The organism is Halomonas sp. AOP25-F1-15 (assembly GCF_052378675.1).
Lineage (GTDB): Bacteria > Pseudomonadota > Gammaproteobacteria > Pseudomonadales > Halomonadaceae > Vreelandella > Vreelandella casei.
This window is the reverse complement of sequence record NZ_JBQSXV010000008.1, coordinates 134,804-150,100: the sequence shown is the minus strand read 5'-3', so window position 1 is coordinate 150,100 and position 15,297 is coordinate 134,804. Positions and strand designations below refer to the sequence as shown.

16 protein-coding genes and 2 tRNA genes are annotated in these 15,297 nt (G+C 51.9%); 8 read left to right on the top strand and 10 right to left on the bottom strand.

The window, feature by feature from the left end; all coding sequences use genetic code 11:
• Positions 1-37 precede the first annotated feature (37 nt).
• From ung to ACT3TF_RS15260, 5 genes are all read right to left on the bottom strand, one after another.
• A complete protein-coding gene (gene ung, locus ACT3TF_RS15280) occupies positions 38-721 on the bottom strand; it encodes a uracil-DNA glycosylase (RefSeq protein ID WP_096279735.1) in 684 nt (227 codons plus the stop codon).
• A 2-nt stretch (positions 722-723) separates the two neighbouring features.
• Positions 724-1,203 carry a xanthine phosphoribosyltransferase gene (gene gpt, locus ACT3TF_RS15275; protein WP_096279733.1) on the bottom strand — a complete coding sequence of 160 codons (480 nt, stop codon included), beginning with the start codon at positions 1,201-1,203 and terminating at the stop codon, positions 724-726.
• Positions 1,204-1,208: 5 nt separating this feature from the next.
• On the bottom strand, positions 1,209-1,754 hold the full coding sequence (locus ACT3TF_RS15270) for an adenine phosphoribosyltransferase (RefSeq protein WP_096279731.1): 546 nt from the start codon (positions 1,752-1,754) through the stop codon (positions 1,209-1,211).
• A 69-nt stretch (positions 1,755-1,823) separates the two neighbouring features.
• Complete coding sequence (locus tag ACT3TF_RS15265) at positions 1,824-3,122, bottom strand: NCS2 family permease (protein ID WP_096279729.1); 1,299 nt, start codon at positions 3,120-3,122, stop codon at positions 1,824-1,826.
• A 246-nt stretch (positions 3,123-3,368) separates the two neighbouring features.
• Positions 3,369-3,995, bottom strand: coding sequence for a riboflavin synthase subunit alpha (locus tag ACT3TF_RS15260; protein WP_444625590.1), 627 nt, complete (start codon positions 3,993-3,995; stop codon positions 3,369-3,371).
• Between the two features lie 499 nt (positions 3,996-4,494).
• Here ACT3TF_RS15260 and ACT3TF_RS15255 point away from each other — a divergent pair, with 499 nt between their 5' ends.
• The 4 genes from ACT3TF_RS15255 to ACT3TF_RS15240 all read left to right on the top strand — a co-directional run bounded on the left by ACT3TF_RS15255 (position 4,495) and on the right by ACT3TF_RS15240 (position 7,708).
• Positions 4,495-5,568 carry a methionine ABC transporter ATP-binding protein gene (locus ACT3TF_RS15255; protein ID WP_096279725.1) on the top strand — a complete coding sequence of 358 codons (1,074 nt, stop codon included), beginning with the start codon at positions 4,495-4,497 and terminating at the stop codon, positions 5,566-5,568.
• A complete protein-coding gene (locus ACT3TF_RS15250; protein ID WP_096279723.1) occupies positions 5,549-6,202 on the top strand; it encodes a methionine ABC transporter permease in 654 nt (217 codons plus the stop codon). Before ACT3TF_RS15255 ends, ACT3TF_RS15250 begins: the two co-directional genes overlap by 20 nt.
• Before the next feature lie 115 nt (positions 6,203-6,317).
• Positions 6,318-7,109, top strand: a complete 792-nt coding sequence (locus ACT3TF_RS15245; RefSeq protein WP_096279721.1) for a MetQ/NlpA family ABC transporter substrate-binding protein — start codon at positions 6,318-6,320, stop codon at positions 7,107-7,109.
• Positions 7,110-7,222: 113 nt separating this feature from the next.
• Complete coding sequence (locus ACT3TF_RS15240; protein ID WP_444672460.1) at positions 7,223-7,708, top strand: GAF domain-containing protein; 486 nt, start codon at positions 7,223-7,225, stop codon at positions 7,706-7,708.
• Positions 7,709-7,760: 52 nt separating this feature from the next.
• On the opposite strand, the gene ACT3TF_RS15235 is transcribed toward ACT3TF_RS15240, so the two are convergent.
• Both ACT3TF_RS15235 and ACT3TF_RS15230 read right to left on the bottom strand, forming a co-directional pair.
• Positions 7,761-7,837, bottom strand: a tRNA-Val gene (locus ACT3TF_RS15235).
• Positions 7,838-7,858: 21 nt separating this feature from the next.
• Positions 7,859-7,935 (bottom strand) — tRNA-Val (locus ACT3TF_RS15230).
• A gap of 209 nt (positions 7,936-8,144) precedes the next feature.
• On the opposite strand from ACT3TF_RS15230, the gene ACT3TF_RS15225 reads away from it, so the two are divergent.
• A complete protein-coding gene (locus ACT3TF_RS15225) occupies positions 8,145-9,215 on the top strand; it encodes an endonuclease/exonuclease/phosphatase family protein (protein ID WP_441684296.1) in 1,071 nt (356 codons plus the stop codon).
• A gap of 25 nt (positions 9,216-9,240) precedes the next feature.
• Here the strand turns inward: ACT3TF_RS15225 and ACT3TF_RS15220 are convergent, their stop codons facing one another.
• Positions 9,241-10,617, bottom strand: coding sequence for a class II fumarate hydratase (locus tag ACT3TF_RS15220; protein WP_096279715.1), 1,377 nt, complete (start codon positions 10,615-10,617; stop codon positions 9,241-9,243).
• Positions 10,618-10,938: 321 nt separating this feature from the next.
• Here ACT3TF_RS15220 and ACT3TF_RS15215 point away from each other — a divergent pair, with 321 nt between their 5' ends.
• A complete protein-coding gene (locus ACT3TF_RS15215; protein ID WP_096279713.1) occupies positions 10,939-11,313 on the top strand; it encodes a phasin family protein in 375 nt (124 codons plus the stop codon).
• Positions 11,314-11,432: 119 nt separating this feature from the next.
• Here the strand turns inward: ACT3TF_RS15215 and hda are convergent, their stop codons facing one another.
• Both hda and ACT3TF_RS15205 read right to left on the bottom strand, forming a co-directional pair.
• Entirely contained in the window at positions 11,433-12,140 is a 708-nt protein-coding gene (gene hda / locus ACT3TF_RS15210; RefSeq protein ID WP_096279711.1) for a DnaA regulatory inactivator Hda, read from the bottom strand.
• Positions 12,137-13,267, bottom strand: coding sequence for an AI-2E family transporter (locus tag ACT3TF_RS15205; protein WP_096279709.1), 1,131 nt, complete (start codon positions 13,265-13,267; stop codon positions 12,137-12,139). Before ACT3TF_RS15205 ends, hda begins: the two co-directional genes overlap by 4 nt.
• A gap of 208 nt (positions 13,268-13,475) precedes the next feature.
• Here ACT3TF_RS15205 and purM point away from each other — a divergent pair, with 208 nt between their 5' ends.
• Together purM and purN are read left to right on the top strand one after the other, a co-directional pair.
• A complete protein-coding gene (purM, locus tag ACT3TF_RS15200) occupies positions 13,476-14,543 on the top strand; it encodes a phosphoribosylformylglycinamidine cyclo-ligase (protein ID WP_444672459.1) in 1,068 nt (355 codons plus the stop codon).
• Positions 14,540-15,295: a phosphoribosylglycinamide formyltransferase gene (gene purN, locus ACT3TF_RS15195; RefSeq protein WP_096279705.1), complete on the top strand. Its 756-nt coding sequence runs from the start codon at positions 14,540-14,542 to the stop codon at positions 15,293-15,295. The genes purM and purN overlap by 4 nt, the downstream gene beginning before the upstream one ends.
• Positions 15,296-15,297: the final 2 nt, after the last annotated feature.

Genomic DNA, 15,297 nt, shown 5'->3' with positions numbered 1-15,297 from the left:
AAAATTGCGCACATTCTAACCGCAACCCGTTTCTAGGTTAAGGGGTTTCCGGTAATTGCCACTCAATAGGCGCTCGCCCCTGCGCTTGCAGGAACTGATTTGCTTGTGAAAAATGCCGTGTACCGAAGAAACCTCGGTACGCTGAAAGCGGTGAAGGGTGAGGTGCTTCGAGTATTAAATGCCGGCTTTGATCAATTAACGCGATCTTCTGGCGTGCATGCCCCCCCCAAAGGAGAAATACACAGGGAGGCGAATGCTGGCTAACCGTCTCGATAGCGCGATCGGTAAACGGCTCCCATCCTTTTCCTCGATGGGATGCCGCATTACCCTGCTCAACGGTGAGCGAAGTATTCAATAACAGCACGCCCTGTCTCGCCCACGCTTCCAGATGACCGTGGCGCACCGGCGTAAAGCCGACATCAGTGGCCAACTCTTTATAGATATTAACCAGCGACGGCGGCACGGGAATACCGGCCTGCACAGAGAAACACAGGCCGTGCGCCTGATGGGGGCCGTGGTAAGGATCTTGGCCTAGAATGACCACTTTCACTTCGCTTAACGGGGTCAGTTCGAAAGCACGAAACCACTGCGTAGAGTGCGGGTAGATAACTTTTTTGGCCGACTTTTGCTGTGCTAAAAATGCCTTTAGCGCCAGCATGTAATCTGCCTCAAACTCATTACCCAGCCACTGACTCCAATCGTTGGGAAGTGGATTGGCCATACTTACCTCTTCAGTTGATCAACAAGCGGCTCAACGTAAGCGACGCCCATGTCCCAGGGAAACTGGATCCAACACTGCTGAGCCACTTCTGTCAGATATTGATCGACTAAGGGGCGGCCGTCCGGCTTGGCATAAATAGTGACAAAGTGCGCCTTGGGTAGCATTTTACGCACTGCCCGCGCCGTTTTACCGGTGTCGACTAAGTCATCAACCAGTAGCCATCCGTCGCCGTCGTGCTCGACGCCCTTCATAATATCCAGACCGCCCTGATCCATATGGTCATAGCTTTTAATGCACACGGTATCGATCAGCCGGATATCCAATTCCCGCGCAATTAATGCAGCAGGAATTAAACCGCCACGCGTAATCGCCACGATGCCTTTAAAATCACGCTCGATCATCTGGTGACAAAGCGCACGCACATCGCGGTGCAGCTGATCCCAGGAAACAGTGAAGTGTTGGTGATAACGGTCGCTGCTCATGGGGATTACTCGTCTTCGTTGAAAGAACAAACTGCGAATACGCTGTAACCGGCATCGCGAATTTTCTGTGAACCACCCAGCTCAGGCAGATCAATAATAGTGGCTGTCTCAACGACGTTGCCACCGCTGCGTTGAATGAGATTTGCCGCTGCCATCATCGTGCCACCGGTCGCTATCAGGTCATCCATCAACAGAATGCGGTCATCCTTTTGGAAAGCATCGGAATGTAGCTCGACCTCCGAGTGGCCGTACTCAAGCGTGTACGTTTCACTGATGGTTTTGAACGGCAGCTTGCCCTTCTTACGCACCGGGACAAAGCTGCAACCCAATTCATATGCCAGCGGTGCGCCAATGATAAACCCACGAGCATCGATGGCCGCGATGGCATCCAGGTTCATTTCTTGATAACGATGAACAAAGCTATCAATCAGCTTGCGAAAAGCCGCGCTATTTTGTAACAAAGGAGTGATATCACGAAAATTTACGCCCTGCTCAGGCCAGTCAGGAACCGTGCGAATGACGGACTTAATGTAGTCGCCGTAGATACTCATCGCGCCTCTCATCGATTAGTAGAAAAAGTAGTAAAAAAACAGTAGAAAAGAGTCAAAATCAGGGGGTCATCACCCCATGAATAGATATCTCGCGGCAAACAGCAGCGACAAAATAATGACAGCTGGATTCAGATCGCTGAAACGGCCCGACAATGTTTTGATGGCAACATAGCTAATAAAGCCCAGCGCAATCCCCTCAGCAATGGAGAACGTCAGTGGCATCGCCAGGGCTGCAATCAAAACCGGCGCGGCATCGGTAGGGTCATCCCAGTTGGCATGCGCCAAGCTACCCGCCATCAATACCGCAACGTATAGCAGCGCACCGGCGGTGGCGTAGGCAGGAATAGAGCCGGCTAGCGGTGCAAAAAACAGGCTGATAAGGAACATCACGCCAACCACTACTGCGGTCAAACCGGTACGGCCGCCCGAGGCAATACCCGCGGTTGATTCAATATAGCTCGTCGTGGTTGAAGTACCCAACGCAGCACCCGCCATAGACGCGGTACTGTCTGCCATCATGGCGCGACCAATGCGGGGCAGCTTGCCATCTTTATCTAGCAGCTTACCCCGATGAGCAACGCCCACTAAGGTGCCCGAAGTATCAAATAGGTCCACAAACAAGAAAGCGAAAATCACGCTGAGCATCGCTACATCTAACGCACCCATCAAATCCATCGCCATAAAGGTAGGTGCAATGGAGGGCGGCATCGACATTAATCCACCGTACTGGTTATGCCCAAGCAGCATCGCCAGTACGGTGATGCCCAAAATACCGATCATTACTGCGCCGGTTACCCGCAGGTAAGAGAGAGCGGTAATAACAAAGAAGCCCAGCAAGGCATAAATAGCCGGCGGCTGAGAGAGATCTCCCAGCGAAACGAAGGTGGCAGGATTAGCAACGACAATCCCTGCGTTTTTAAGCGCAATCATCGCCAGGAACAGCCCGATACCGGCCGCAATCCCCAGCCGCAACGACATCGGAATGGCATTAATAATCCATTCGCGAATTCTGAAAATACTGAGTAAAAAGAACGTCAGACCAGAAAAGAACACCGCTCCCAACGCTGCTTCCCAGGTGTAGCCCATCCCTAGCACTACGCCATAGGTAAAGAAAGCGTTCAATCCCATACCAGGCGCCTGGGCGATGGGGTAATTAGCCCACAGTCCCATCACGAAACAACCAATAGCCGCCGCTAAGCAGGTGGCCACAAACACTGCGCCGTAATCCATCCCCGCTTCAGAAAGGATGCTTGGGTTGACAAAAATAATGTAAGCCATCGTCAGGAACGTGGTGATCCCTGCGATAACTTCTGTCTTTACATTGGTTTTGTGCTCGGAGAGCTTGAAGTAGTTATCCAGACGTTTCATGAATATTGTTGTCCTTAGCGCTAACGCCGCATCAGCATGCGTTCCGGTGCCCAGAAAAGCCGCACATACTACCGAAACGCTCCACGTGATGCGAGCGCCCCAGCATAGCGGCCCCTAATCGCGAGAAAGTCCCGCGGCTTAATGCCAAGCAATCTTCAGGCCATGGGCTAACCAATTGGTCAATTCCATAACGCACCAATATAATAATCACCGCTGCTATAGGCCTTACTATGGAAGGCCTACCTGTTAAACCCGCGGCTGCGTAGCCAGAATACGCTCTACAGTTTCAACGATGACCTGCGTTTGTGGATCGATTTCAATATTGACCTGATCCCCAGGCGCCCGGTCTTGAAGAGTAGTGCGTGCCAGCGTTTCAGGAATTAAATTAACGCTAAACTCAGCACCGGCCTCTGTTTGGCGCACGTCGCCTATCGTCAAGCTAATGCCATCGACACCGATATAGCCCTTCTCAAATACGAAGCGGCCAAGCCGTTCGGGAAGGGCAAACCACAGGCGACGATTATTGGGTGCCTCTTCAATCGCCACCACGTCTGCCATAGAAATAATATGACCCGACATCGAGTGCCCGCCAATTTCATCACCAAAGCGCGCCGCCCGCTCTATATTGACGCACTGCCCTGGCGTAATGGCACCAAGATTGGTCAAACGCAGCGTTTCGCGCATTAAATCAAAGCTTACGTTATCACCCTCGATCGACGTTACCGTCAAACACACTCCGTTATGGGCAACCGATGCGCCGATCTCAAGGCCCGCTCGCATTGAGAGAGGCATTTCAACTATGTGCACGCGAAACTCATCCAGTTCACGCACTGCCACTACCTTCGCAACCCCTTGCACAATGCCAGTAAACATAAAGCTCTTATCTCCTAAATTTCAGCGCTAGCGGAATTCTGGGCACAAGCTTACTACTGGTGCCTCGCTCTTGCGCACTCTTCTCCAATATATTGCCTGCTAACCCGATAATGCTGAATGGCTAAGCAACCTCTCACCCAGTCAAGCCAAACATATGACCAAGCATATTGATTAGTGAAAAATACGAAAAAAGTGACCAATGTCAGGAAATATCGCTATTTTTCCAGCTTAAAACATACAATCAGACGGATGTGATTGACAGGGCATGTCGGCATATTTAAACTTTGGTCGCAAATTTAATGACGCCGATTTGTACCCATATTGCGGGCGTCCACCTACTTATTGGCCAAGCCATTGTTAGGTGAAGTGCAGCTAATAGGGTGTGTCCAGCGCTGATGGTCACCCAGGCGGGTGGCTTTTTTTATTTTCAGCCCTCCCCTTGGCCACTTGAAATTTGCACCCCCGCACCCGTCTTCGGCCTACCGTTAAGGCAGACGCTATGATTGAACTTAGCAACGTCAGTAAAACCTACTTCAGCAACACCTCTGTCGGCAAAAGAAAGGGCAACGACAAAAACGCTGTCCATGCACTCAAAAATGCCAGCCTCAGCGTTCCGAAAGGCGCAATTCATGGCGTCATTGGGCTTTCCGGCGCAGGCAAGTCCACGCTAATTCGCTGCGTCAATCTACTTGAGCGGCCCACGAGTGGCAGCGTTACGGTAGATGGTCAAGAAATGACGCGCCTAAGCAACGCAGAGCTTAATCGTGCACGCCACCGAATTGGGATGATCTTTCAGCACTTCAATTTGCTCACCACACGTACAGTATTCGACAACGTCGCGCTTCCCCTTGAACTAATGGGCCAAAAACGTCACGCCGTGCTTGAGCGCGTTATTCCGCTACTGGAAATGGTTGGCCTGGCGGACAAAGCCGATCAATACCCTGCTCAGCTTTCTGGCGGACAAAAACAGCGCGTTGCCATTGCGCGTGCCCTGGCTAGCAAGCCGCAGGTTCTACTTTGCGATGAAGCGACCTCGGCACTCGACCCGCAAACTACCAGCTCAATTCTGGAGCTGCTGCGTGACATTAATCGTCAGCTTGGCATTACCATCTTATTGATTACTCATGAAATGGAGGTGGTGAAATCGATTTGCCATCGAGTGAGCCTGATTTCTGACGGCAAACTGGTTGAAGACGCTGAAGTGGGCGACTTTTTCACCGCGCCGCGCACTCAGCTGGGTCGAGAATTCCTCAATGATTTCCTGCAGCTAACGCCGCCTAAAGAGCTGATTGAACGACTCATGGACGCGCCCGGCCATAATACTCACCCTGTAGTCCGTCTCACCTTCTCGGGCGACGCGGTCTCAACGCCGCTCATTTCGCGCCTTGCCCGCGAATGCGGTGTCGACGTCAGCATTTTGCAGGCTAAAGTAGAATCTATTCAGGAACGCACCCTAGGCTTAATGATTGCAGAGCTATTAGGTACGGCGGCGCAAACTCAGCAGGCCATGGCGTATCTTGAATCTCATCAATTGCAGGTAGAGGTACTTGGCTATGTCCAGCGCAATGATTGATCTTATTTTACAGGCCACGCTGGACACTCTTTACATGGTGGCCATATCGGGGCTGATTTCAACGCTGGTTGGCCTACCGCTAGGCGTATTGCTTTACGTCACGCGCCCCCGCCAAATATTAGCAAAGCCTGTGCTTAACCAAGCGCTTAGCGTCATTACTAACATTGGCCGTTCAATCCCTTTTATCATTTTGATGGTGGCCATCATTCCTTTTACGCGCATGCTTGTTGGCACGTCGATTGGCATCAATGCGGCTTCGGTGCCGCTAACGATTGCCGCCATTCCGTTTATTGCACGCTTGGTTGAAGCGGCGCTCAATGAGCTTTCACCGGGACTCATTGAAGCCGCACAAGCAATGGGCGCCACCCCCTGGCAGATCATTTGCAAAGTACTCATTCCAGAGGCTCGCGGCGGCATCATGACGGGCTTAACGATTACCGTCGTAACGCTGGTGAGCTACTCGGCCATGGCAGGTGCAGTCGGTGGCGGTGGCCTAGGCGATTTAGGCATACGCTATGGCTATAACCGCTTCAACCCGACCATTATGCTCATTACGGTCGTGATTCTGGTCATCATGGTGCAAGGCTTCCAGAGCCTAGGCGACTACCTGGTTCGTAAAAGTGATCGCAAGTAGCTATTTATTTGGCCCATTATAATTACTCGGCCACATATAACCAAAACGAATTAGACACAGAGTTTTTATTCCCGCATCATTGCAGCATTATCTACAACGTGATTGGAGAAACGCCATGCAAAAGCTCATTATCGGTAGCCTGACAGTCCTAGCCCTTGCGGTGAATGTCGCCAACGCAGAGACTCGCAGCATCAAAATGGGTACCGTTGCGGGCCCTGAAACAGAAGTAATGGAAGTAGCGGCACGCATCGCTAAAGAAGAATACGACCTTGATGTCGAAATCATTGAATTTACTGACTTCGTCACACCTAACGTTGCGCTCGCGGATGGCAGCTTAGATGCTAATGCCTACCAGCACGAACCCTACCTAGACACCATGATTAACGACCGTGGTTACGAGCTCGCGGTGGCAGGCTACACTTTCGTTTATCCGATTGGCGCTTACTCGGAGAAATACGACAGCATTGATGACTTGCCTGACGGCGCACAAATTGCTCTACCCAATGATCCGACCAACGAAGGTCGTGCGCTGATCTTGATGCACAATGAAGGCCTGATCACCCTTAACGATCCGGAATTCCTTGAAGCAACGCCTATCGATATTGCTGAAAACCCGCGCAACTTCCGCTTCCGTGAAATTGAAGCAGCTCAGCTACCGCGCGTACTGCCCGATGTTGACATGGCGTTCATCAACAATACCTTTGCACAGCCAGCGGGCTTAAGCCTTGATGACGCCCTGATTAAAGAAGGCCCTGAGTCGCCTTACGTCAACCTGATCGCCGTGCGTGCGGGTGATGAAGAGCGCGAAGAGATTCGCCAACTGGTCGATGCCTATCAGCGTGATGAAGTCATTGAAAAAGCGGAAGAGTTATTCAAAGGCGCGGCCGTTCCCGGCTGGACTAAGTAACGCCAAGCACTGCCTCCTTCGCAGTAAAAAGATATGCTAAGCCGGCCCTGCGCCGGCTTTGTGCGCTTTGAAAAAAACACCGGTCTTATCCGGTTTCTAAACAAGGAAGCCACATGCAAACCACAGTCGATTTCTCGATGCTTAACCGCCAGCTGGAAGCGCTGCTGGACACACGGGACTGGCTAACCAACAGCGCACAGACAGGCGCGTTTATCGCTCAACAGCTTAGCGATTTAAACTGGGTAGGTTTTTACCTTCAGCGTCAATCTGACGTACTCAGCCTGGGGCCCTTCCAAGGCCATCCTGCATGCCATCCGATCCCCTTCAGCAAAGGTGTCTGCGGTGCCGCTGCGCGCCAGCAAACCACTCAGCGAATCGACGACGTACATGCAGTTGAAGATCATATTGCCTGCGATGCCAACTCACGCTCCGAGCTCGTGGTTCCTATCGTTGTCAATGGCCACCTCTGGGGCGTACTAGATTTAGATAGCCCACTGCACGGGCGCTTCACGCAGCAAGATCAAGCTGGCATTGAAGCGCTTGTTGCCACCTTTATTCAGCAAACTGATTTACCCAATTTCACCGCCGAAGCTAACTAGCACAAATACAAAAACACCTCATGCGTTATTGCACGAGGTGTTTTGAGATAATTGGTAGGACCAGGCGGATTTGAACCGCCGACCTCCACGATGTCAACGTGGCGCTCTAACCAACTGAGCTATGGTCCTAAAATTGATGCTTGTAAAATTTGGTAGGACCAGGCGGATTTGAACCGCCGACCTCCACGATGTCAACGTGGCGCTCTAACCAACTGAGCTATGGTCCTACTGGCACTGCTCGCAGACACAATCGTGCCAAGCAACGGATGCGAATTGTACGTCCTTACCACTGAATTGCAAGCTTTTTCCCTGCTCTGCTTCGCTTCTTTGCACGACTCACTCGATAACAAATTATCGTCTAACCCGTGCACTTATATTATTACATCGCAGGCTAAGTATTTTAGTATGATGGCCATTATCTATAGGGAGGTAAGCCATGCTCGGTATTTTGCTAGGAAGCATCGCCATCGCGCTGTTATTAGCCACGCTCATTGCGCGCATCGAATTGCACTGGTGGTGGATTCGCAGTTTTGAATTTCCACGCTTACAGATTGCATGCGTAGCGCTCGCGGACTTTATACTGGCGGCTAACTTTGTTGATTCAGGACGCTGGCAGTGGATTGCACTAGGCGCATCAGGCATTACCTTTTTGGTTCAGGCCTATTACATCTTGCCATGGACACCGCTTTGGCCTGTGCAGGTTCAAGCGGCAGAAAGTCCAGATAAAGGCCGCACCATTACGCTGCTAATCGCTAACGTTTTAACGCCAAATCGGCAGGCCCAATCGCTTATCGACATGATAAACAAGCATCAGCCTGACATCGTACTGACGCTTGAGTCTGATCAGTGGTGGGAAGACCAGCTAGACCCCGCATTGAAAGAAAACTGGCCCAATAGCGTTAAAATCCCGCTCGACAATCTTTACGGCATGCACCTCTACTCGCATTTGGAGCTAACCAATACTTCCATAGAGTGGCTGATCCAAGACGATATTCCGTCTATTCATACTACCGTCACGTTAGAAAACGGCGATAAGCTTTGCCTCTACGCACTGCACCCACGCCCGCCTGCGCCCAGCGAGAGTGAGAAATCTTTGTGGCGCGACGCGGAGCTGTTACTCGTCGGCAAGAAGATTTATGACAACCCACAGCCGACGCTAGTAGCTGGCGATCTTAATGACGTAGCGTGGTCACGGACAACACGGCTCTTTTGTCGCGTTGGCGGCATGCTCGACCCACGCCGAGGCCGCGGGTTATTCAGCACCTTCCACGCTAAATATCCAATGTTACGCTGGCCTCTGGACCATATTTTCGTGACCGAGCACTTCACCTTGGTAGGCATGCAGCGCCTAAGCTACTTCGGCTCAGATCACTACCCTATCCTCGCGACCTTTTGCTATCGCCCCTCGCGCAAAGACGAGCATGAAACGCCCGAAGCCAGCGCAGAGGAACAGGAAGAGGCCAGCGAAACGATTCAAGAAGGCAAAACCGAACATCAAGAAACCTAATTGCTGACGCCCCCCAAAGGCCGGGTTACTCGGGAATACCGCCTTGCGTCAATACGGCCGGATCTAACAGGCGCTCAAGCGTTTCCCTATCCAGGTCTGTATTCTCCTCAGCAACATCAATGATCGGCCTACCCGCCTGGTAGGCCTTTTTGGCAATAGCGGCCGCTGCGTTATAGCCAATCACACCATTTAACGCCGTTACCAGAATAGGGTTGCGTGCCAGGGGCGCTTTCAGATTCTCTTCACGCACCTTAAAGGTCGCAATTGCGCGATCAGCGAGCAGTCGAGAAGTATTGCTCATCAAGTTAATTGAAGTGAGCAAATTGGAAGCCACTAGCGGCAGCATGACATTCAATTGGAAGTTACCGCTTTGTCCCGCAACGGTAATCGCCGCGTCTAAGCCAATAACCTGTGCAGCGGCCTGAGCGGCTGACTCGGGAATCACAGGGTTTACTTTACCCGGCATGATTGAGCTGCCGGGCTGCAGCGCCTCAAGCTCAATTTCACCCAGCCCAGCCAGCGGTCCTGAATTCATCCAGCGCAGATCATTGGCAATTTTCATAATCACACAGGCCAGACCTTTTAACTGCCCTGACAGCTCTACCGCCGCATCTTGTGACGAGAGACTGGCAAAAAAACTATCGTTAGGAGCAAACATTAACCCCGTCTGTTCACTGAGTTCCTGAGCAACCTGCTCAGCGAATCCATCAGGGGCATTGATGCCAGTGCCCACCGCAGTGCCACCCTGCGCTAAACGGCAAAGCCTTTGCATTGCGCTATCAAACCGCTCGATGGCTTGATTGAGCTGGCTTGACCAAGCGCCTAGCTCTTGATCCATGCGTAGCGGCATAGCATCCATTAAATGGGTGCGGCCCGTTTTAACGATATGGCTTAGCTCACTAGCACGGCGGTCAATCGTGTCACGCAAATGTACCAGCGCGGGCCGGAGAGTTTCATGCACACCAATGGCGGCCGAGAGATGAATAGCGGTTGGAATCACATCGTTGCTCGACTGCCCCATATTGACGTGATCATTGGGAGTGACGTCGACACCCTCTCGGGACGCCAGGTTGGCCAACACCTCATTGACGTTCATGTTAGAGGAGGTACCTGAGCCGGTTTGAAACACATCAATGGGAAAATGCTGATCATGAATACCGGTTAGCACTTCACGCGCAGCTTTCTGGATCGCTTCTCCCCGCTCATTATCAAGCTCCCCCGATGCTTGATTGACACGTGCTGCGGCTAATTTGATGCGAACAACCGCATGAATAAAGGCCGGGGGCATGGGCGTGTGAGAAACCGGAAAGTTATTAATTGCTCGCTGCGTTTGCGCACCGTAAAGGGCATCTGCGGGCACTTCCAACTCACCCATGCTATCGCGTTCAATACGTGTTGCCATTGCTGGTCCTCCTATGAATATGACGACTCCTCCTGGTCTGAGCGCAAAGCCGTGATATCGTTCGCCAAGGGTTGCCAAACGCTTATCAAATAAAGCCTGCTTCAAAAAAAGACGTCTTCAATAAAGTCTTAACGAACTGCTCAGCACATGCGTTTAAAGCCAATGTTGCACCGCACAAAAGTCTTTGCTATGCTGCATGGCAAGATAACGCGTATAGATGCCAGTACGTAAGCAGTACCCACCTCTGGATGGCTGTTTCTGGCAATCTATTTTAGCAGTGCTGTCTCTGGCCGTGCTGTTGCAACCCTAGAGGGAATGGATATGAATACTGTTAATACGAATGAAATGACCCAGCAGTTTGACAATATGTTTATGGCGCCTGCACGTGCTTTTATGACATTAAGCGTTGATTACGCTGAAAAAATGATCAATGCTCAGATGGATGCCAGCAAAGCCTATACAGACACAGGCATCGCGCAGATGCGTCAGATGATGAACGTAAAAGACGCGGAAGGCCTGCGTAGCTATATGGAAAGCCAGCAAAACGTTGCTAAAGAATTGGCCGAGCGCGCTAAGGGCGATGCAGATAAAGTAGTGTCATTGCAGCAGGATTTTATTCAGAAAAGCCAAAAATTGACTGAAGACAATGTCAAGCAAGCGCAAACCGCCGCTAGCAAAATGAGCAAAACCGCTTAACGCTTTACCCATATTATAAGCGGGTGAACCAGCTCGTTAAAACGCCACCGCAGGCCCTGCCTACGGTGGCGTTTTAGTGGTTGTCGAATCATTTTTTACCCCTATTGATAAACCAGTCCTTACCAACCCAGGGCAGACTTTACAAACGGTATCGTCAGTTTACGCTGAGCCGTCAGCGACGCCTTATCAAGCGTTTCAACCGCACGACAAAGCTCACCTAGCTCACGCGGGCCTCGATGTAGAATATAGCGACCCACGTCGTCGGGTAGCTGTATGCCTCTCACGCTGGCACGTAGCTTTAGAGCAGCCAAACGCTCGCTGTCGTCATCTAGCGGATGAACGTGAAAAGTAACCCCCCAGGTTAACCGCGAAGCGAGATCAGGCAACTGCACATTTAATTGGCGTGGAGAGGCATTAGCAACAATCAATAGCCTTTTACCTGCGTCCCGCAGCCGATTAAAAGCGTGAAACAGGGCCTCTTCCCAGCGCTTGCGCCCGATTACGCACTCCAAATCATCGATAGCCACAAGATCCAGCCGCTCGATATCTTCCAGCATCAGCGGCGGAAAGTGGCCTAAGTCGCCCAGCGGCAAATACAGCGCGCGCTTATCTGCATCTGACGCTGCGTGACAGGCCGCTTGAAGCAGGTGACTGCGCCCTACGCCAGGCGCCCCCCACAGGTATAGAAACTGCTCACCCTCTACCGTTAGCTGCTGGGTGACATGCTCTACTAGCGAAGCGTTCGCACGCCCCGCATAGTAGTTATTAAACGTGGCATCATCACGTAAACCAATGCCCAGAGGAAGCTGTGCCGGTGTTCGGCTCATGGTGACTCCCGTTTATCATCACGACTCAACTCATCATGATATGACGAACTTACCTCGATAATTTTTGGCTGATCGTCGGTATTTTTATCGTCGTACAGCTCGCTGTGCTGATAGCGTACTTTGACTTCTTTAAGCAGCACCAAAATCACCGCAGCCACCGGTAGTGCCAACAATACCCCGGTTAAACCAAACAGCTTTCCACCCGCCAACACGGCAAAGATAACCGCTACCGGATGTAGGCCAATTTTATCGCCCAACAGCTTAGGTTGAAGTACCACGCTCTCAGCCATTTGACCAATGCTGAAGACTAAAATTACGCCCACCACAGCCCACCACGTGGCGTATTGAAAGAGCGCCACCACAAGCGCGATCACCAAGCCGACAATAAAACCCAAGAACGGTACGATGCTCACCAGCCCGGATACGAAGCCGATCAGCAGGCCGAAGTTAAGCCCCATCAGCGTCAAACCTACTGCATAAATAATCCCTAAGCAGAGCATGACCAGCAGCTGTCCGCGTAAAAATGAGGAAAGTACATCATCGCAGCGGCGCGCTAAGCGAAAGGTATCATCAGCCCACTGACGGGGGATTAAATTAGCAATATTGTCGAGCAACCGATTCCAGTCTAAAAGTAGATAAAAAGTCACCACGGGAATCAATGCAACGTAAGTCACCCAGGACGCAAACGCCATCCCCGAACGACCAATCTGGCCCAGTGCCTGCGCTAAATAACCACCCGCATCGCGCCAGTTCTCAGCGAGCGTTTCACGGGCATTGGTTAACTCTGCGGTCAAGTCATAACCTGTCCACTCCTGCACCTGGGGAGCCAGTATGTTTTCGACCCAGTTGAAAATACTCGGAATAGCTTCTCCCAACTGCTTAAGTTGCTGAACAACCAGCGGTATCAATATCAGTAAACTCACCACTAGAATGATGAGCAGGACTAAAAACACACTACTCACCGCCAGGGGCCGATTCATACCCCAGCGCTGGAAGCGATTAGCCAGCGGGTCGGCCAAATAAGCGAGAATCATCCCAGCAATAAAAGGCATCAGCACTGAATCTAGCAAATATATAGAACCGCCTATCACTACCAAAAACAGGACACCCCACCAAGAATTGCGCATGCTTCCCTCTCAAATATGGATTTAAATCGATCATTTTCACTAAGCGTTACTATGCCGTATATCAGCAAAACCTGCTCGTAAGCTTTTCAACATGTTTCACAGCGGTGCGGCCTGCGCCACTGAGTGTTACAATCCGCTTCAGTTATCGTCCAGCACTGGCCATGTCGCCAGCACTACCAGCACCGCTATTTGCTTCACAGGATCTGTCATGACCGAGACCTCTTCTTCTTCGGCTACTCCTTCCCTCAGCTACAAGGACGCAGGCGTCGATATTGATGCCGGTAACGCCCTGGTTGACCGCATTAAACACGTTGCCAAGCGCACTACTCGCCCAGAAGTAATGGGTGGACTTGGCGGCTTTGGCGCCCTGTGCGAAATACCGGCAGGCTACCGGCAGCCCGTTCTTGTCTCAGGCACCGATGGAGTCGGTACCAAGCTGCGCCTAGCCATGGATCTTGGCAAACACGACACCATTGGGATTGATTTAGTCGCGATGTGTGTCAACGACTTGATCGTCGCCGGCGCCGAGCCACTGCTATTTCTTGACTACTATGCCACGGGTAAGCTCGATGTGGATATTGCTGCCGACGTTGTCACCGGAATTGGCGCTGGCTGCGAACTGGCGGGTTGCGCGTTAGTCGGTGGCGAAACCGCCGAAATGCCGGGGATGTATGAAGGTAGCGACTATGATTTAGCAGGCTTTTGCGTCGGCGTCGTTGAAAAAGCAGACATTTTGGATGGCAGTAAAGTCTCTGAAAACGACGTTGTGTTGGGCCTTGCATCATCAGGCCCGCACTCCAACGGCTACTCGCTGATCCGCAAAATTCTTGATGTTAGCAATGCCTCGCTCGACACCGACATTGACGGTACGACCCTAGGCGATGCGCTGATGGCGCCTACCCGCATCTATGTTAAATCACTGCTGTCTTTAATGCGCGAAAGTGATATCGCCGTGCACGCGCTATCGCACATCACCGGTGGCGGGCTGCTGGAAAATATTCCCCGCGTTCTGCCTGATGACCTGGCTGCCCACATTGATATTCATAGCTGGACACGCCCCGCCGTGTTTGATTGGTTACAGGCACACGGCAATGTCAACGAAACCGAAATGCATCGCGTCCTCAACTGCGGCATTGGCATGGTGGTGGTGGTCTCACAGCAACAAGCGGATGAGGCAGTCGCTTACCTAGAAACGCAGGGCGAAACCGTGTACCGCCTGGGCAAGATCGTTAAACGCCAAGAGGAAGCCGTCATTCTGGAGAGCCTCCCGGCATGACCAATACGGACTACCAAAGCGACACCATTAAAGACGTAACGCCAGAACCTGTCGGTGCTCGACGTATCGTTGTACTGGTTTCTGGCAATGGCAGCAATCTGCAGGCGCTGATTGATGCTCAGTCACATGACCGCTTAGGCGGTGGTGAAATCGTTGCGGTCATATCCAATATCGCTGATGCCTACGGCTTAAAGCGAGCCCATGAAGCAGGTATTGAAGCGGTCGCGCTGCCCCATCGCGAATATGACAGCCGCGAAGCCTATGATGGCGCATTGATTAAAGTCATTGAACGCCACGAGCCGGATCTCATCATTCTGGCAGGCTTTATGCGTATTTTAACGCCTCGCTTTGTGCAACGTTTCCTGGGACGTATGCTCAACATCCACCCGTCGCTGCTGCCCAACTACCCGGGGCTTAATACCCACGCGCGGGCTCTGGCCGACAGCGTGGAAAGCCACGGCTGCAGTGTCCACTTTGTGACCGAAGAGCTAGACGGCGGCCCGGTGGTATTACAAGCCGAGCTACAGGTAAGTACTGATGACACGGTAGAAACGCTTCAAGAGAAGGTACGCTCGCGCGAACATCTGCTTTATCCGATTGCGGTACAGTGGTTCTTAGAAGGCAGGCTGCAGTTCAGTGCAGATGGCGCCAAAATGGACGGACAGCTGCTACCCGAATACGGAATGCGCCTCTCCCATGCCGATGCGGCGGAAGAGCTTGATGAGGAGCCTGACGACGAATCGCACCTGTAATA